The organism is Arthrobacter sp. 05T442 (assembly GCF_056395945.1).
The window spans coordinates 1-14,668 of sequence record NZ_JBFTKM010000010.1; the positions used below are offsets into that span (position 1 = coordinate 1).

At 68.7% G+C, this 14,668-nt stretch carries 15 protein-coding genes; 1 reads left to right on the top strand and 14 read right to left on the bottom strand.

Annotated elements, in window-relative coordinates; genetic code table 11:
* Window positions 1–241 precede the first annotated feature (241 nt).
* From panC to dacB, 14 genes are all read right to left on the bottom strand, one after another.
* Window positions 242–1,144 carry a pantoate--beta-alanine ligase gene (panC, locus tag AC1DES_RS11135; protein WP_476895760.1) on the bottom strand — a complete coding sequence of 301 codons (903 nt, stop codon included), beginning with the start codon at window positions 1,142–1,144 and terminating at the stop codon, window positions 242–244.
* A gap of 1 nt (window position 1,145) precedes the next feature.
* Window positions 1,146–2,042: a Rossmann-like and DUF2520 domain-containing protein gene (locus AC1DES_RS11140; RefSeq protein WP_476895761.1), complete on the bottom strand. Its 897-nt coding sequence runs from the start codon at window positions 2,040–2,042 to the stop codon at window positions 1,146–1,148.
* Window positions 2,035–3,612: a PH domain-containing protein gene (locus AC1DES_RS11145; RefSeq protein WP_476895762.1), complete on the bottom strand. Its 1,578-nt coding sequence runs from the start codon at window positions 3,610–3,612 to the stop codon at window positions 2,035–2,037. The genes AC1DES_RS11140 and AC1DES_RS11145 overlap by 8 nt, the downstream gene beginning before the upstream one ends.
* A 24-nt stretch (window positions 3,613–3,636) precedes the next feature.
* Window positions 3,637–4,149 (bottom strand): PH domain-containing protein, encoded by a 513-nt coding sequence (locus AC1DES_RS11150; RefSeq protein ID WP_476895763.1) that lies wholly within the window; start codon window positions 4,147–4,149, stop codon window positions 3,637–3,639.
* Window positions 4,130–4,654: a DUF3180 domain-containing protein gene (locus tag AC1DES_RS11155; RefSeq protein WP_476895764.1), complete on the bottom strand. Its 525-nt coding sequence runs from the start codon at window positions 4,652–4,654 to the stop codon at window positions 4,130–4,132. The genes AC1DES_RS11150 and AC1DES_RS11155 overlap by 20 nt, the downstream gene beginning before the upstream one ends.
* On the bottom strand, window positions 4,651–5,190 hold the full coding sequence (gene folK, locus AC1DES_RS11160; protein WP_476895765.1) for a 2-amino-4-hydroxy-6-hydroxymethyldihydropteridine diphosphokinase: 540 nt from the start codon (window positions 5,188–5,190) through the stop codon (window positions 4,651–4,653). Before folK ends, AC1DES_RS11155 begins: the two co-directional genes overlap by 4 nt.
* Window positions 5,187–5,546 (bottom strand): dihydroneopterin aldolase, encoded by a 360-nt coding sequence (folB, locus tag AC1DES_RS11165; protein WP_476895766.1) that lies wholly within the window; start codon window positions 5,544–5,546, stop codon window positions 5,187–5,189. Before folB ends, folK begins: the two co-directional genes overlap by 4 nt.
* Window positions 5,547–5,556: 10 nt before the next feature.
* The gene (gene folP / locus AC1DES_RS11170; protein ID WP_476895767.1) at window positions 5,557–6,504 is read right to left on the bottom strand and encodes a dihydropteroate synthase; all 948 of its coding nucleotides are present in this window, start codon (window positions 6,502–6,504) and stop codon (window positions 5,557–5,559) included.
* A 12-nt stretch (window positions 6,505–6,516) separates the two neighbouring features.
* Entirely contained in the window at window positions 6,517–7,161 is a 645-nt protein-coding gene (folE, locus tag AC1DES_RS11175) for a GTP cyclohydrolase I FolE (protein WP_476895768.1), read from the bottom strand.
* 9 nt (window positions 7,162–7,170) lie between these two features.
* Window positions 7,171–9,231: an ATP-dependent zinc metalloprotease FtsH gene (gene ftsH, locus AC1DES_RS11180; RefSeq protein WP_476895769.1), complete on the bottom strand. Its 2,061-nt coding sequence runs from the start codon at window positions 9,229–9,231 to the stop codon at window positions 7,171–7,173.
* Between the two features lie 185 nt (window positions 9,232–9,416).
* Window positions 9,417–9,968 (bottom strand): hypoxanthine phosphoribosyltransferase, encoded by a 552-nt coding sequence (gene hpt, locus AC1DES_RS11185; RefSeq protein ID WP_476895770.1) that lies wholly within the window; start codon window positions 9,966–9,968, stop codon window positions 9,417–9,419.
* A 29-nt stretch (window positions 9,969–9,997) separates the two neighbouring features.
* Window positions 9,998–11,035, bottom strand: coding sequence for a tRNA lysidine(34) synthetase TilS (tilS, locus tag AC1DES_RS11190; protein ID WP_476895892.1), 1,038 nt, complete (start codon window positions 11,033–11,035; stop codon window positions 9,998–10,000).
* A gap of 116 nt (window positions 11,036–11,151) precedes the next feature.
* Window positions 11,152–12,273, bottom strand: coding sequence for a zinc-dependent metalloprotease (locus AC1DES_RS11195; protein ID WP_476895771.1), 1,122 nt, complete (start codon window positions 12,271–12,273; stop codon window positions 11,152–11,154).
* 102 nt (window positions 12,274–12,375) lie between these two features.
* Entirely contained in the window at window positions 12,376–13,893 is a 1,518-nt protein-coding gene (dacB, locus tag AC1DES_RS11200) for a D-alanyl-D-alanine carboxypeptidase/D-alanyl-D-alanine endopeptidase (RefSeq protein WP_476895772.1), read from the bottom strand.
* Window positions 13,894–14,044: 151 nt separating this feature from the next.
* Here dacB and AC1DES_RS11205 point away from each other — a divergent pair, with 151 nt between their 5' ends.
* On the top strand, window positions 14,045–14,533 hold the full coding sequence (locus AC1DES_RS11205; protein WP_476895773.1) for an inorganic diphosphatase: 489 nt from the start codon (window positions 14,045–14,047) through the stop codon (window positions 14,531–14,533).
* Window positions 14,534–14,668 lie beyond the last annotated feature (135 nt).

The window sequence follows — 14,668 nt, forward strand, 5'->3', positions numbered from 1 at the left end:
TCCACCAGGACTACTACGAACTACACCCAGGAAGATTCCGCCAACGACCCAGCACACCGGCCCCCGCCACACACGCCGGGATCAACCTCCCCCAGACCAAAACACCCCAAAAACCAGCCCAGTGACTCCACACAGCTTGACAACTTTCGAGCGTTCGTGGCGGGCCCGCCACAACTGCGGGAGCGTTCGCGTCGGGCCCGCCACAACTGCGGGAGCGTGGCATCCCCGCGGTCGATCGGTGTTAGGAGGCCAGCGGCACGTTGTCGATCAGGCGCACCGGTCCGACCTTGGCCGCGATAATGGCCAGGCCCTCGCCGCGGAACGGGGTGTCCTTGCAGTTCTCGGCGAGCGGCTCAAGGGTTCGCGGATCCACGACCTCGAAGTAGTCCAGCCCCACGAGCGGCTGCGACTCGACAAGTGCCTGGGCGGACTCCACGTCCAGGGGTTCACGGGCGTTGGCCCGCTCCTCGATCAACCGGAGGGCCCGGGACAGCACGAGGGCCGCCTCGCGCTCGTCGTCCGAGAGGAAACGGTTGCGGCTGGACAGCGCGAGCCCGTCCGCGGAGCGCACGATCGGAACAGCGACGATTTCAACCGGGAAGTTCAGATCCTCCACCATGCGCTTGACCAGGGCCAGCTGCTGCGCATCCTTCTGGCCGAAGTACGCCCGGTACGCCGGAAGGCCAGTGCCGGGAAGGCCGGTACCGGGCATCCCGTAGTGCAGCAGCTTTGCCACCACGGTCAGGGCTCCGTCGAAGTGTCCGGGGCGGGAGGCGCCCTCCCACTTCTCGCCCAGTGGCCCCGCGGTGATGCGCACGGAGGGTTCCCCGCCTGGATAGACCTCGTCCACGGAGGGGGCGAACACGAGGTCCACGCCCTCGGCGTCGAGGAGGGCCAGGTCTGCATCGAGCGTGCGCGGATACCGTTCCAGGTCCACGGCATCGCCGAACTGCAGCGGGTTGACGAAGATGCTGGCCACCACGACGTCGTTCTGGGCGACGGCGGTTCGTGCCAGCCGGGCGTGCCCCTCGTGCAGGGCGCCCATCGTGGGCACGAGCCCTTGGGATGTCCCGCCCTTGTGCCTCAGCAGGCGCGCGCTCTCGGCGCGCAGCTGGGCCGCCGTGGTCACGAGTTGGATTGTCACGTCAGGGTCCTTCCGGGGCATCAAGCGCCTCGCTGATGCCGTCAAGTTGCGCCGGCTTCAACAGTCCGCGGCTTCCTGCCCGGCGGGCAGTCGCCCGGGCCATGGCCAGGTACGCCTCCAGAATATCGCCGTGGGAGCCGCCGTCGTGCTCCCGGAGCGCCTCGGCGTGCGCGGCCACTGTGCCCGTGTCCCCGCGCGCCACGGGCCCCGTCAGGGCAGATTCGCCCGAGGCGAGAGCGTTTTCGAGGGTGGCGCGCAGCAGCGGTCCGAGCATACGTTCGGGGGCGTCGACGCCGACTTCGCGGAGCAGCTCGGAGGCCTGCGCCACGAGCGTGACGAGGTGGTTCGAGCCGTGGGCCAGGGCCGCGTGGTAAAGCACCCGGTCAGCCTCGGCGATGGCGACGGGCTCGGCACCCATCTCCACCACGAGGGCCTGGGCGATCGGCAGCATCGCGGCATCAGCCGTGACGCCGAAGGTGCAGTCCAGCAGCCTCGTGAGGTCCAGGCTCATCCCGGTGAAAGTCATGGCCGGGTGCAGCGCGAGCGGCACGGCACCGGCGGCCCGGACCGGATGCAGGATCCCGACGCCGAAGCGGCCGGACGTGTGGGCCACGAGCTGGCCCGGCTGCCAGGCGCCCAGGGCGGCGAGGCCGTCCACCAGCGGGCCCAGGGCATCATCGGGGACTGCCAGCAGGACGAGTTCGGCGCGCTCCACAATGTCCCGCACGTCCAGGATGGGGACGCCGGGCAGCAGGGTTTCGGCGCGTTCGCGGCTGGCATCCGAGACGGCGGACACTCCGATGATGGCGTGCCCGGCTCCGCGGAGCGCCGCCCCCAGGACGGCACCGACCCTGCCGGCCCCGATGATTCCGACGCCGAGGCGTCCTGGCTTAGCCATGGTGCGGGCCTTCCTTAGGGGTTTGTTGGTCCTCAGCCGCCGGCTGCGCGCCGAACAGCGCGCCCACCGGCCTGACCGGGTCCAGCCAGTGTTCGCTGGTCTGGCGTTTCCGTGCGGCACGGGCGCGGGCGGACTGCGCATCGAGCAGCGCCCGGCCTTCGTCCAGGCCCGCCTGGACGAGCCGCGGAGAGACCGGGCCGACCGTGGTGTGCAGGACCAGGTCCGCCACCCTGAACCGCCGGGCCAGCGGACCCTGCTGCAGCGCGATCGACTGCGTGCGCTGGTGCGGTACCACTACAAGATGCCGCCACCAGCGGCCCGACCTGAGCAGCAGGGCTGTGCCGGTGGAGGCGAAACCGTTACGACGCCACCCCAGCGGCGCCAGGAGGCGGGCGCGGCGCGGCGTGGTGACGAAGCCGCCGTCGTTCTCCTGCGCGGAGGCGGTTTCCGGTGCCCGGGTGGCGTCGGTCATCCCGGTGAGGCCTGCCGTGAAGATCCGCACCGGGTCCGGGGTCCCGGGATCGGGCAGCACGAGGGCGAGCATGGCCAGCACCTCGGTGAGGGTCCCGACGGGCAGGAGCGTGGTCCGGGCCGAAGCTTCCCTGTTGTTTCCGGAGGTGCCGTATCCGGCCACGTTGACCTGCATCCGGTACCAGCCGAGGAACCGCCACAGCGGCGGCTGGCTGACCCGCAACGCCTGGATCCTGCCCGGCGGCAGCGTCTGCGCCTGGGTGTCGAGCAGCCCGTAGCGCAGCCGGATGCCGTCAGGAGAAATGGCGGCGGTAAAGTTGTAGCCCTTGTTGAACGAGGACCAGTAGGCCGCCACCAGGCCCAGGGCGGCAGGAATCAGGAAGAACGAAAAGCTGCGGTTCTCAGTGACGGCGGACAGCGCCACGGACACGACACCGGCCGCCACAATCGTGACGCTCTGCTCGCTCAGGACCAGCGACCCGACAAGGCGCGACGGCGGCACGGTCAGCACTGCCCGTTCGGGCGCCTCCGCAGCCCTATCCTCCGGACGGCCGGGTTCCGGCAGCACTCCGGCGGCACGGGACAGGATCGTGGCCCGGAGCTGCGTGGCGTCCGCCGTGCGGAGGTAGGCCAGGCGCATCGCGGATACGCCGGCGTCGGCGACTTCGAACCTGAGCTCGGCCAGCCCGAAGATCCGGGCCAGTAGCGGCTGCACGATATCGATCGCCTGCACCCGGTCCAGCCTGGCCTGGCGCTGCTGCTTGAAGAGGAAGCCGGTGTTGACCCGTACGTAGCCGTCCGCCACCTGGTAGCGGGTGAAGTACCAGGTCAGGAGGTAGCCGAGCACGCCCAGCAGCAGCATGACGCCCCCGCCGAGCAGCAGCCACAGAGCACGCCCGGCGAAGCGGTCGTCGATGAGGGGGCCGCCTTGGATGAGCCGCTCAAAGGTGTCGCGGCCAAAGAAGAAGGCAATGGCGGCCAGTGCCACCCAGCCACGGACGAACGGCGATGCCGGGTGCACGCGCAGCCAGCCGCCGTCGGACGGTTCCGCCGTACCGGCCCCCTGCCGCGGGGCAATTCCGGTGCCGCCCTGTGTCACTTCAGTCCCTTCACGGCAGTCGTGTCACAGACCGGCCAGCCGGGCTTCGCCCCGGGCCGAAAGCTGCTCGCGGAGCCGCGCGCCTTCGCTCGCGGGCAGGCCAGGAATTTCCGCGTTGGTCCCGGCGGAGGCGGTGTGCAGCTTCAGGGTGCAGAGACCGAGCGCGCGTTCCACCGGTCCCGCCCCGATGTCGACATATTGCATGCGGCCGTAGGGGACCACGAGGGTGCGCTGGAAGAAAATCCCGCGGCGGATCAGGAGGTCGTCCTCGCGCTCTGCGTAACCGATGGAACGCACTTGCCTCGGGATCAGCACGAGCCGCCAGATGGCAAGGAGCAGCAACACCGCCGGCACGGCAACGGCCAGCCACAGCGGGGGCCACACCCATGCGGCGGCCAGCACGAAGACCAGTGGCAGCGACACGATGGCCACCACGATCAGGTTTCCGAGAGCCCAGCCGACGAGGCGCACGGTGACGTACTTGGGTGAGACCCGAAGCCAGGCGATGCCCGGCGGATCAATCGCCTCGGTAGGCATATTCGCCTTCCGCCGAGGGTTTGCTGCGTTTGCCCTGCCGTCCGGGAACCGTTTCGGCGTCGCCGTCCTCGGGCGGGATCCGGCAGAACCGCTCGACGACGAGGCCCACGACGATCATGACCAGACCCCCGCCGGCCATGGCGAGCGTCTGCCATGCGATGTCATGGTTGCTCCGCAGGTTCCAGAGCCGCAACTGGTCCATGAAGATCCCCGCGTGCCAGCCCAGCAGCACCGTGCCCGTGTAAGCGCAGGCCTGGGCCAGGACGAGGGTCCAGGCCGCCAGGATGGGGTTGAGGATTTTCTTTTTCTTGCCGTTGCGCCACCGGAGCACGCGGATGCCCAGCAACAGGGTTAGTGCCACGATCACGCCCATGGTCACCAGCCCGGTGAGCGGCAGCACGGGTGTCGCCATGCTGTAGCGGCTCGTCAGGAGGGTCGCGAACCAGCCTGCGGCGGCCACTGCCACCGCCATGATGAGCAAGACCAGGGGGTTCGTGAGCTTCACGGCAACTCCACGGCGTCGGCCCCGGCGTTGACGTCCTGGAAACCATCGAAGGGTGCGAGGTCGGCGAAGTCCGCGGCCCTGGCGGCGAGGTCGCCCACCCGTTCGCCGTTGAGTTCCGCCGCGGGATCGATCAGCGACCACGGATACAGCACGAAGGCACGTTCCCCGGCCCGGGGATGGGGCAAGGTCAGTTCGGGGTCCGCACTCACGATGTCCCCGTAAGTCACGATGTCGACGTCGAGCGTGCGCGGCCCCCACCGGACTTCGCGTACCCGCAGGTGTTTTTGTTCCACTTCGTGGCAGTGCCGCAGCAGCTCCAGCGGGGACAGGCTGGTTTCCACGGCAATCACCATGTTGAGGAAGTCCGGCTGGTCCGGCGGCCCGCCCACGGCCTTCGTCTGGACGATCGGCGAGATGGCGAGGAGGCGGACCTCCGGCGGATCGACGAGGTCCGCGACGGCCGCGGAGAGGGTGTCGCTGCGCTCCCCGAGGTTGCTGCCGAGCGCAAGCACGGCCCGCGTGTAGACCGGGCTCATCGCCGCTCCCGGTGCACGCTGACGGAGACGTCACCGAATTCGACGTCGATCGGAGCCTTGGGCTTGTGCACGGTGATGTCCACGGCGGCCACCGCGAACTTGGCCAGGACGTCCTCGGCGATCCGCACGGCCAGGGCTTCGATCAGGTTCAGCGGCTCCCCCGTGATCCAGGCCTTGATGCAGCCGGCCACTTCGCCGTAGTGTGCGGTGTTTTGCACGTCGTCGCTCGCGGCCGCCTTGCTGAAGTCAAGGTGCAGCACCGCGTCGACGATGAACGGCTGGCCGTTCCGGCGTTCGAACTCGAACACCCCGTGATGGCCGACGGCGGTGACGCCGGTCAGCGTGATCTGGTCCATGGCGGCCGGATCAGCCGTGGCCGGGGGCGGGCGGTGTAGTCGCCGCGGGCGCCGGGGGTGCCATGCGGGCGGCGACCTTGACCGCGTCGAGGCTTGAGCCGACGTCGTGCACGCGCACGGCCCAGACACCGCGAAAGGCGCTGATGGCGGTCACGGCGGCGGTGGCGGCGTCGCGTTCCTCCGGCGGGGCGGCCTTGCCGGCCACCGTCAGGAGGCTGCCCAGGAAGCGCTTCCGGGACCCCGCCACGAGGACCCTGTGGCCCATGGCCTGCAGGACGTCCAGGTGCTGCAGCAGTTCCCAGTTCTGCACATCCGTCTTCGCGAACCCGAGGCCGGGGTCCACGATGATCTGTTCCGGTGCCACACCCGCGGCGTAGAGCTTGTCCCGGACGCCCGCGAGCTCGGCGGCGACGTCCTCGGCCACGTGCTGGTAGTCCGTCAGTTCGTTCATGGTGCTGGCGTCGCCGCGGCGGTGCGTGAGAATGTACGGGGCCTTGGTTCGGGCCGCCAGCTCCGCCATTTCCGGCTCCATGGTCAGCCCGGAGACGTCGTTGATGATCGCGGCACCAGCCTCGAGGGCCTTGGCCGCGGTGGCGGCATGCGTCGTGTCGATGCTGACAAGGGCACCGGCCTTGACCATCGCCTCGATCACCGGCAGGACCCGGCGCTGTTCCTCCTCGACGCCGACTGCGATCGCGCCGGGGCGGGTGGATTCGCCGCCGACATCGATGATGTCAGAGCCTGCGTACAACATGCGGAGTCCGGCCGCGATGGCGGTGTCGGCCGTCGGGTGCTTGCCGCCGTCGCTGAAGGAGTCGGGGGTGACGTTCAGGATTCCCATCACGAGGGTCCGGTCCGTGGGCAGGTCCTGAAACCTCGCTGCCGGGCGCGGTTTGCGCAGTACGGGCATCGGCGAGGTCGCGGGTCCGGTCCCAGGGGCTGCAGCTAAGGAGTCCATAGTCTGTATTTCTTACCTTCCGAGGATGAGGCTCATGGCTTCGGCACGGGTGGCCGGGTCATGCAGTTGCCCGCGCACCGCACTGGTGACGGTCTTCGCGCCGGGCTTGCGGATACCGCGCATGGACATGCACAGGTGTTCGCATTCGACGACGACGATCGCGCCGCGGGGCTTGAGGTGGGTGACGAGGGCTTCGACGATCTGGGTGGTCAGCCGCTCCTGGACCTGGGGGCGCCGGGCGAACATGTCCACCACCCGGGCCAGCTTGCTCAGGCCAGTGACCTTGCCGTCGTGCGAGGGAATGTAGCCGACGTGCGCCACGCCGTGGAACGGCACCAGATGGTGCTCGCACGTGGAGTAGAAGGGGATGTCCTTGACGAGCACCAGTTCCTCGTGGTCCAGGTCGAAGGTCGTAGCCAGGATTTCAGCCGGATCGTGGTGCAGGCCGGCAAACATTTCCGTGTAGGCCTTCGCCACCCGTTTCGGGGTGTCCACGAGACCGCTGCGGTCCGGGTCCTCGCCGATGGCCAGCAGGATTTCCCGCACTGCCGCCTCGATGCGCGGGCGGTCCACTTTCGGGCGGGAGTGCTGGGCTGTCCCGCCTACCGCCGAAGGAGCGGCGGTGGCGGGAACGTCGTCGTCGAAGTTAGAAGTCACAGAAGAAGCCTAGCCGGGATGGCCGTCAGTCCCGATATCCGTAACGCCCTGGAAGGGCTCCTGTCCGGGGACGCCCTGGGCGTGCGGCGGCCGTGCATCCAGGGGCTCTTCGAGCCGTGCCTGGGTGGCTTCCTCCTGCGCCTCGCGCTCCGCCTTTTCGCGGCGCGACTCCACCGGGCCGGCGGACTGGAGCGGGCGCGTTTCCTTGGAGAGCCAGACTTCACGGAAGTCGCGCTTGCGGATGTGCGTGAAGACGTGCGCGATTTCGGCCTGGTTCAGGGTTTCGCGTTCCAGCAGTTCGAGTGCCAGCTGGTCCAGGACGTCCCGGTTCTCGGTGAGGATGGCGTAGGCCTCGTCATGGGCCCCGTCGATCAGGCGGCGCACTTCCTCATCCACGATGTACGCGATCTGGTCCGAGTAATTGCGCTCATGGCCCGCATCACGGCCCAGGAACGGCTCCCCGCCGCCCTGGCCGAGGCGCACGGAGCCGACGCGCTCACTCATGCCAAACTCGGTGACCATCTTCCGGGCAATCCCGGTGGCCTTCTCAATGTCGTTGGACGCGCCGGTGGAGGGGTCGTGGAAGACGAGTTCTTCCGCGACACGGCCGCCCATGGCGTAGGCCATCTGGTCGAGCAGTTCGTTGCGGGTGATGGAGTATTTGTCGTTTTCCGGGACCACCATGGTGTAGCCGAGGGCGCGGCCGCGGGGCAGGATGGTGATCTTGGTGACCGGCGCCGAGTTCCGCAGGGCCGCCGCGACGAGGGCGTGGCCGCCCTCGTGGTAGGCCGTGACCTTGCGTTCGTGTTCCTTCATGACGCGGCTGCGCTTCTGCGGGCCGGCCATGACGCGGTCGATCGCCTCGTCGAGTGCGCGGTCATCGATCAGGTTCGCGTTGGAGCGCGCGGTCAGCAGCGCGGCCTCGTTCAGGACGTTGGCCAGGTCGGCGCCCGTGTAGCCGGGCGTCTTCTTGGCAACAGACCTGAGGTCAACGCCGGGAGCCATCGGCTTGCCCTTCGCGTGAACCTGCAGGATCTGGTCGCGGCCGATCAGGTCGGGGGCCTCGACGGAGATCTGCCGGTCGAAGCGGCCCGGGCGCAGCAGGGCAGGGTCCAGTACGTCGGGGCGGTTGGTGGCGGCGATCAGGATGACGTTTGTCTTGACGTCGAAGCCGTCCATTTCAACCAGCAGCTGGTTGAGCGTCTGCTCGCGCTCGTCGTTGCCGCCGCCGATGCCGGCGCCACGGTGACGGCCGACGGCGTCGATCTCGTCGACGAAGATGATGGCAGGGGCGTTGGACTTGGCCTGCTCGAAGAGGTCGCGGACGCGGGAGGCGCCCACCCCGACGAACATTTCAACGAAGTCGGAGCCGGAGATGGAGAAGAAGGGGACGCCGGCCTCGCCTGCGACGGCGCGGGCCAGGAGGGTCTTGCCGGTGCCGGGAGGGCCGTAGAGCAGCACGCCCTTGGGGATCTTGGCCCCGACCGCCTGGAACTTGGCAGGCTCCTGCAGGAATTCCTTGATCTCTTCGAGTTCCTCGACTGCCTCGTCGGCGCCGGCGACGTCACTGAAGGTGACCTGCGGCATGTCCTTGTTGACGAGCTTGGCCTTCGACTTGCCGAACTGCATGACCTTGGAGCCGCCGCCCTGCATCCGGGAGAGCAGGAACCAGAAGAGGACACCCAGCAGCAGCACGGGGATCAGGAGGGAGAAGAGCCCGGAGAACCAGTTGTTTTCGATCGGCTGGTCGGTGAAGCCGCTCGGCGGTTTGGAATCGGTGACTGTCTTGACGATGTCCTGGGCACGGGCGTTGACAAAGTAGAACTGGACGTTCTTGCCCTTGTCCTGTCCGTCGACCTGCAGGTTGTCTTTCAGGACCATGTCCACGCGGTTTTCGGCGTCGAAGATCTTGGCCTGCTCGACTTTGCCCCCGGTCAGCAGCGCGAGGCCCTTGTCGGTGTCAATCCGGCTCGAGCCGCCCGGCGCCAAGGTGGCGAAGGCAAGCAGGAGCATGGCGACGACGACGACAATCCAGATGCCGGGGCCCTTGAAGAAACTCTTAGCTTTCATCTGTTCGGGGCTGGCCCCGTCCCTCCTGGTAGTGCTGCACGGCGACCGATCTGCGCGCGTGTGGTGCTGCGTCAGCTTCTAGCTATACACCGTTCGCTGTAACTCACGCACAATGACGTGCAAAAGTTCCCTGTGGGCGTAGCGGGCCGGCCGGGCGGGGTCCAGGAGCAGGCCCCGCCAGCCGTCTACTCGTAGACGTGCGGGGCGAGGGTGCCCACGAAGTCCAGGTTGCGGTACTTCTCCGCGTAGTCCAGGCCGTAGCCGACGACGAACTCGTTGGGGATGTCGTAGCCGACGTACTTGACGTCGATCTTGACCTTGGCGGCCGTGGGCTTGCGGAAGGCGGTGCAGATTTCCACCGAGGCGGTGCCGCGTGATTCGAGGTTGGTCTTCAGCCAGGACAGCGTGAGGCCGGAGTCGATGATGTCCTCGACGATCAGGACGTCTTTGCCCAACAGGTCGGTGTCGAGGTCCTTGAGGATGCGGACGACGCCGGAGGACTGCGTGCCCGAACCGTAGGAGGAGACTGCCATCCAGTCCATGGAGACGTGGCTGTGCAGCGCGCGGGCCAGGTCAGCCATGACCATGACGGCGCCCTTGAGCACGCCGACGATCAGGAGATCGCGGCCTTCGTAGTCCTTGTCGATCTGCGCCGCAAGTTCGGCGATCCGTGACTGGATCTGTTCCTTGGTGTAGAGAACGTGCTTGAGGTCTGCCTGGACGTCGTTTGAATCCACCAATGGCTCCTGTGTCGATGCGGGTGCGACTAATTTCGGGGCGGTTTGTGAGGCCGGAATACAAGCTTCCCACAGCGGGCGGCCTCCCGGGGAACGCCGCCGGCGGCAGGCTGCCCCCCGGCAGAGCGCTGGGCGAGCGAGAGCCGGTAGACGCTGACTCCGCCGGGGAGCTGAACCGGGCCCGCCGATCCCTGCCGGCGCAACAGCGCCTCCGCCGCGAGCAGGCGCTGGTGGCTGGGCTGCTGGCCCCCGACGGCGGCGGCTGCCTTGGCGATGACCCGGAACCTCACAGCCGGTGGAAGGTCCCGCAAGGGCGCCTCCGGAAGGCTGATCTCGTCCCCGGATTGCTCCCGCAGCCGGGCGAAGGTGTCTCCGGCCACGTCCTCCAGGTAGTCGGCATCCAGCTGCAGGATCGCCGCGGTCCGGGCCAGGGACTCGGCGACGCCCGGCCCGAGCTTCTCCTCTAGCAGCGGCAGCACTTCGACCCGGGTCCGGGACCGCGCGTAGGCGGGGTCGGCGTTGCTGGGATCGTGCCAGGGCTCCAGGCCCTCGACCTCGCAGATCTCCAGGGTCTGTGCCCGGCGCAGTCCCAGGAAGGGCCTGAGGAGGCGCCCGCGGGCGGGGCGCATCCCGGCAAGGGACCGGGTGCCGGAGCCGCGTGCCAGGCCGAGCAGGACCTGTTCGGCCTGGTCGTCGAGGGTATGGCCGAGCAGGATCACGGCGGCACCGGTCTCGTCAGCGGCGGCCTCAAGGGCGCCGTGGCGCGCCTCCCTGGCGGCCGCCTCGGGGCCCATGCCGGCCGGGGCGACGTCGACGCGCCTCACCATTACGGGCGAAAGTCCGAGGTCCGTGAGGACCCGGGCGGTGGTGGCGGCCACCTCTGCCGTGCCCGGCTGCAGCTGGTGGTCCACGACGACGGCCCCGACCCTCACGGGGTGGCCGTCCACATGCCCGCGGCGGGCGAAATACGCGGCAACTGCAGCGAGTGCCAGCGAGTCGGGCCCTCCGCTGCAGGCGACGATCACGCGTTCCGGGTAGCCCGCTCCCGCCAGGGCGTCCTGGAGCATCTTCCGCGCCGTGCCGACGACGGGCGCCAGCCGGCCTGGCTGGCGTCGTCCGCCTTGAACGGCCGGGTGATCAGCCCCGGGATCGACAAGGGGAGGTTCGCTGGCGGGCACGGAAACTAGAGCCCCATCCGTTCAAGCCAAAGCTTGGAATCGTGGATCTCGGGTTCGGTGGGCAGGTGGTCCGCGGAATCCCAGACCTTATTGAAGCCTTCCATGCCGGCCGCGGCCACCACTTCGCGGACAAACTTCGCGCCGTCGCTGTACTGGCGCATCTTGGCATCGAGGCCCAGGAGGCTCCTGATGAACTTCTCGATGACGCCGCGGTCCTTGCCCCGGGCGTTGAAACGCTGCCGGATGGTCTTCACCGAGGGGACAATGCTGGCGTCGACGGCGTCCATCACGACGTTGGCGTGGCCTTCGAGCAGGCTCATGAGTGCCGTCAGGCGGGACAGGGCGGCTTTCTCCTCCGGGTTCTGCAGGAGGTCGAGGATGGCGCCGCGGCCCGGACCGGACGTGGTGCGGTCCCTTAGTGACTTAGCCGCGGCGGAGGCCCGTTCCATCAGGGAATCGACATTGCCCAGCAACTGGCCGCTGAGGTTTTCGATCTCATCCAGCATGTGGTGCCTCAGCCAGGGTGCCGCGGCGAACTGCACCCGGTGAGTCTGCTCGTGGAGGCAGACCCAAAGCCGGAAATCGGCGGGCTCGACGTTGAGTTCTCGCTCCACCGTGATGATGTTCGGCGCGACGAGCAGCAGGCGCCCGGCGGCGGGGGCCGACGAGTTCTCGGCCAGCGCGGAGAAGGGGTCGTACTGGCCGAGGACCTTGCTGGAGAGGAATGCCAGGACGGCGCCGAGCTGGCTGCCGGTGATGGCGCCGCTGACGCTGGCCGCACCGGGATTGATGGTCCCCCGGCGGCCCTCGAGCATCTTTTCCATGGCAGGAGCGAGCATCACGGCGAAGCTCTGCGTGTTGGCCTTCGCCCAGGAGGCCCGGTCCACCACCAGGACGGAGGAATCGCGGAGGTCGCGGGCGGCGTCGAGGCCGGTGATGTGGTGGACATGCGGCACGGAGATGTCTGCCATGAGGCGCAGGTTCTCCACGGCGGCGCCGATCTCGGCGGATCCCAGGGTTGGCCCCGCCGGCGCCAGCCGGGCGGCCGTGGAAGCGGCAAGCTCCCAGTTGATGAGGGCTTGGGCTTGGGCTGATGTCCCGCGTGCAGAGAACTCCATAGGCTCCATCAGATCACAGGGGCACGACGTTGCGCGTTAACTTTCACCGGCCGGCGAACAAACCCGGCCGCACATCGGTGCCAGCCTGCCCGTCGCCGCCCGGCCTGCCCGTCAGCGGCAGCCGCAGCCGGCAAGGATGGAGGCCGAGCGGTCCAGTGCTGCCTTGTTCGCGGCGCCCGGGCTCAGGCCGTTACCAATGAAGGAGAAGACCAGCAGCCGGCCGTCGGCGTCGACGACGTAGCCGCTGAGGGCGATCACGGTATTCAGCGTGCCTGTCTTGGCGCGCACGAGCCCGGCTCCCGCTGCCGTGGCCGCATCGGTGTACCGGTCCCCGAGTGTTCCGGTGAGTCCCGCCACCGGGAAGCCGGCGAGGGCGGCGCGCAGACGCGGATCCGGGCCGGAGGTCATGGCCCGGACCACGTCCGTGAGCTGCCGGGCGGAGACCTGGTTGGCCAGGGCCAGGCCGGAGACGTCCGCGGCATGGAGCGTCTCGGTGGGGATCCCCATGTCCTTGAGCTGCTGCAGGACGGCGGCGATGGCTCCGTCGTTGCTGCCCGGCTGGCCGGCCGCAATGGCTGTCATCCGGCCCATCACCTCGGCGAGGTAGTTGTCCGAGGTCCGCAGCAGCAGGTCGACCTGCTCGCCGACCGTGGCGGACTGGACCTCCGCCAGGACGCGCGCGCCGGCAGCGGGCGTCGCCCCCGGGCCCGGCGCGGGGGCGGGGGCGGGCGGGGCCCGTACGACGCCGGGCACCACGGACAGCCCGGCGCCCGCTGCGGCCGACGCGAGCTGTGCCGAGAACGCCTCGGCGGCAGTCATGGCGGCGTCCTGCGGGCGGGGGCCCGTGGTCGTGGCCGGGTCAAACCGCGCCGCGTTCATGGCCAGCGGAAACAGCGGGGCCGTCTCGCCCGCGGCCACATCGTCCGGGCTCCACGCCGGGCTCAAGGACGGACCCGTAAAAAGGGAGTCATCGACCAGCACGGTGACATTGCCGGAGACGCCGTCCTTCTGGAGGGCGCGGATGGTGGCCTGCGCGAGGGTGCCGAGCCCGGCGTGGCCCATGACCGCGTCCGGGGCTGATTCGCCCGCGCCCAGGAGCACGTCTCCACCGCCGGTGAGCACGACCGAGCCGGGCATGGGTCCCGCCACGGCCCTGGTGCTGAAGCGGTGGTCCGGGCCCAGGACGCGCAAGGCGGCGCTGGCCGTGAAGAGCTTCATGTTCGACGCCGGAACGCGGGCCTCGTCCCCGGAGCTGTCAAAGAGCAACTGCCCGGTGGACGCATCCTGCACGACCCCGGTGATTGTTCCGCCGCCGTCGGCCTTCAGCGTGTCTTTGAGCTGGGCCGTGAGCCGGGCAGCGTCCGGCACGGCCGCCGAGCCGCTCAGGGGTCCAATAATGCCTGGGCCGTCGGCGCCTCCGTGGCTGAGGCTGGCCGGGGCCTGCTGCCACGGGACGGCCGGGACGGCGGAGGTTCCGGAGCGGTCCGGGCCGAGGAAGGCCGGGGCGATAGCGATGCCGGCCGGGACGGCGAGGGACACGATCAGAAGTGTCAGGAACAGCATCGGGAGGATCCGCCGCAGCGGGCCGGGCGCCGGGGCCAGGGCTGCACGGCTGGTTCTGCGTTTCATGCTGCTGCTGGTCCTTTAGTCCTGAAATGTCCCCACTAGTTCCTGAAACCTGGGCCTCTCGCTATATCCTCAATAGTAGTCGGCGGCACCGGTACTGCTTTTTCGGACGTCGCGTGTGCCGCGCACCCCTGAAATCGTCAAGGAGCATTCCATGAAACATGACGTGACAATCGAGATCCCCAAGGGATCACGCGTCAAGTACGAAGTCGATCACGAGACCGGCCGCATCCGCCTGGACCGTGTCCTGTTCACCTCCATGCAGTACCCCACGCACTACGGTTTCTTCGAGAACACCCTGGGCGAGGACGGGGACCCGCTGGACGCCCTGGTGCTCCTGCAGGACTTCGACCTTCACCCCGGCGTGATCGTTGAAGCCCGCCCCATCGGCGTGTTCAACATGACTGACGACGGCGGCGGCGACGCCAAGGTCCTGTGCGTCCCGGCCGATGCCCGCTTCGATCACATCAACGAGATCACCGATGTCAGCGAGTTCCTGATCAAGGAGATCGAGCACTTCTTCACCCGCTACAAGGACCTGGAGCCGGGCAAGTGGGTCAAGGCCGAAGGCTGGGGCGACCGCGCCGCGGCCGAAGCCGAGCTGGAAGCTTCCATCAAGCGCTACGTGCCCGCCGCGCACTGACGTCCTGACCCCAACGCGGGGTCATCTACAGCCCATCCGGGTGGCCGGAATGGGCCGTAGATGACCCCGCGTTACTGTTTAACGGTTTAACGGCCGGGTCCCGTCGCCGGCATGGGTACCCGTCCCCATCGCCCT

Bases quoted from the DNA above. Each gene is read 5' to 3' on its own strand.
- tilS (WP_476895892.1), bottom strand. From the start codon at position 11,035: ATGCTCCAGGACGCCCTGGCGGGAGCGGGCTACCCGGAACGCGTGATC.
- ftsH (WP_476895769.1), bottom strand. From the start codon at position 9,231: ATGAAAGCTAAGAGTTTCTTCAAGGGCCCCGGCATCTGGATTGTCGTC.
- AC1DES_RS11195 (WP_476895771.1), bottom strand. From the start codon at position 12,273: ATGGAGCCTATGGAGTTCTCTGCACGCGGGACATCAGCCCAAGCCCAA.
- folK (WP_476895765.1), bottom strand. From the start codon at position 5,190: ATGAGCCCGGTCTACACGCGGGCCGTGCTTGCGCTCGGCAGCAACCTC.
- dacB (WP_476895772.1), bottom strand. From the start codon at position 13,893: ATGAAACGCAGAACCAGCCGTGCAGCCCTGGCCCCGGCGCCCGGCCCG.
- folP (WP_476895767.1), bottom strand. From the start codon at position 6,504: ATGGACTCCTTAGCTGCAGCCCCTGGGACCGGACCCGCGACCTCGCCG.
- AC1DES_RS11150 (WP_476895763.1), bottom strand. From the start codon at position 4,149: ATGCCTACCGAGGCGATTGATCCGCCGGGCATCGCCTGGCTTCGGGTC.
- AC1DES_RS11205 (WP_476895773.1), top strand. From the start codon at position 14,045: ATGAAACATGACGTGACAATCGAGATCCCCAAGGGATCACGCGTCAAG.
- AC1DES_RS11140 (WP_476895761.1), bottom strand. From the start codon at position 2,042: ATGGCTAAGCCAGGACGCCTCGGCGTCGGAATCATCGGGGCCGGCAGG.
- folB (WP_476895766.1), bottom strand. From the start codon at position 5,546: ATGGACCAGATCACGCTGACCGGCGTCACCGCCGTCGGCCATCACGGG.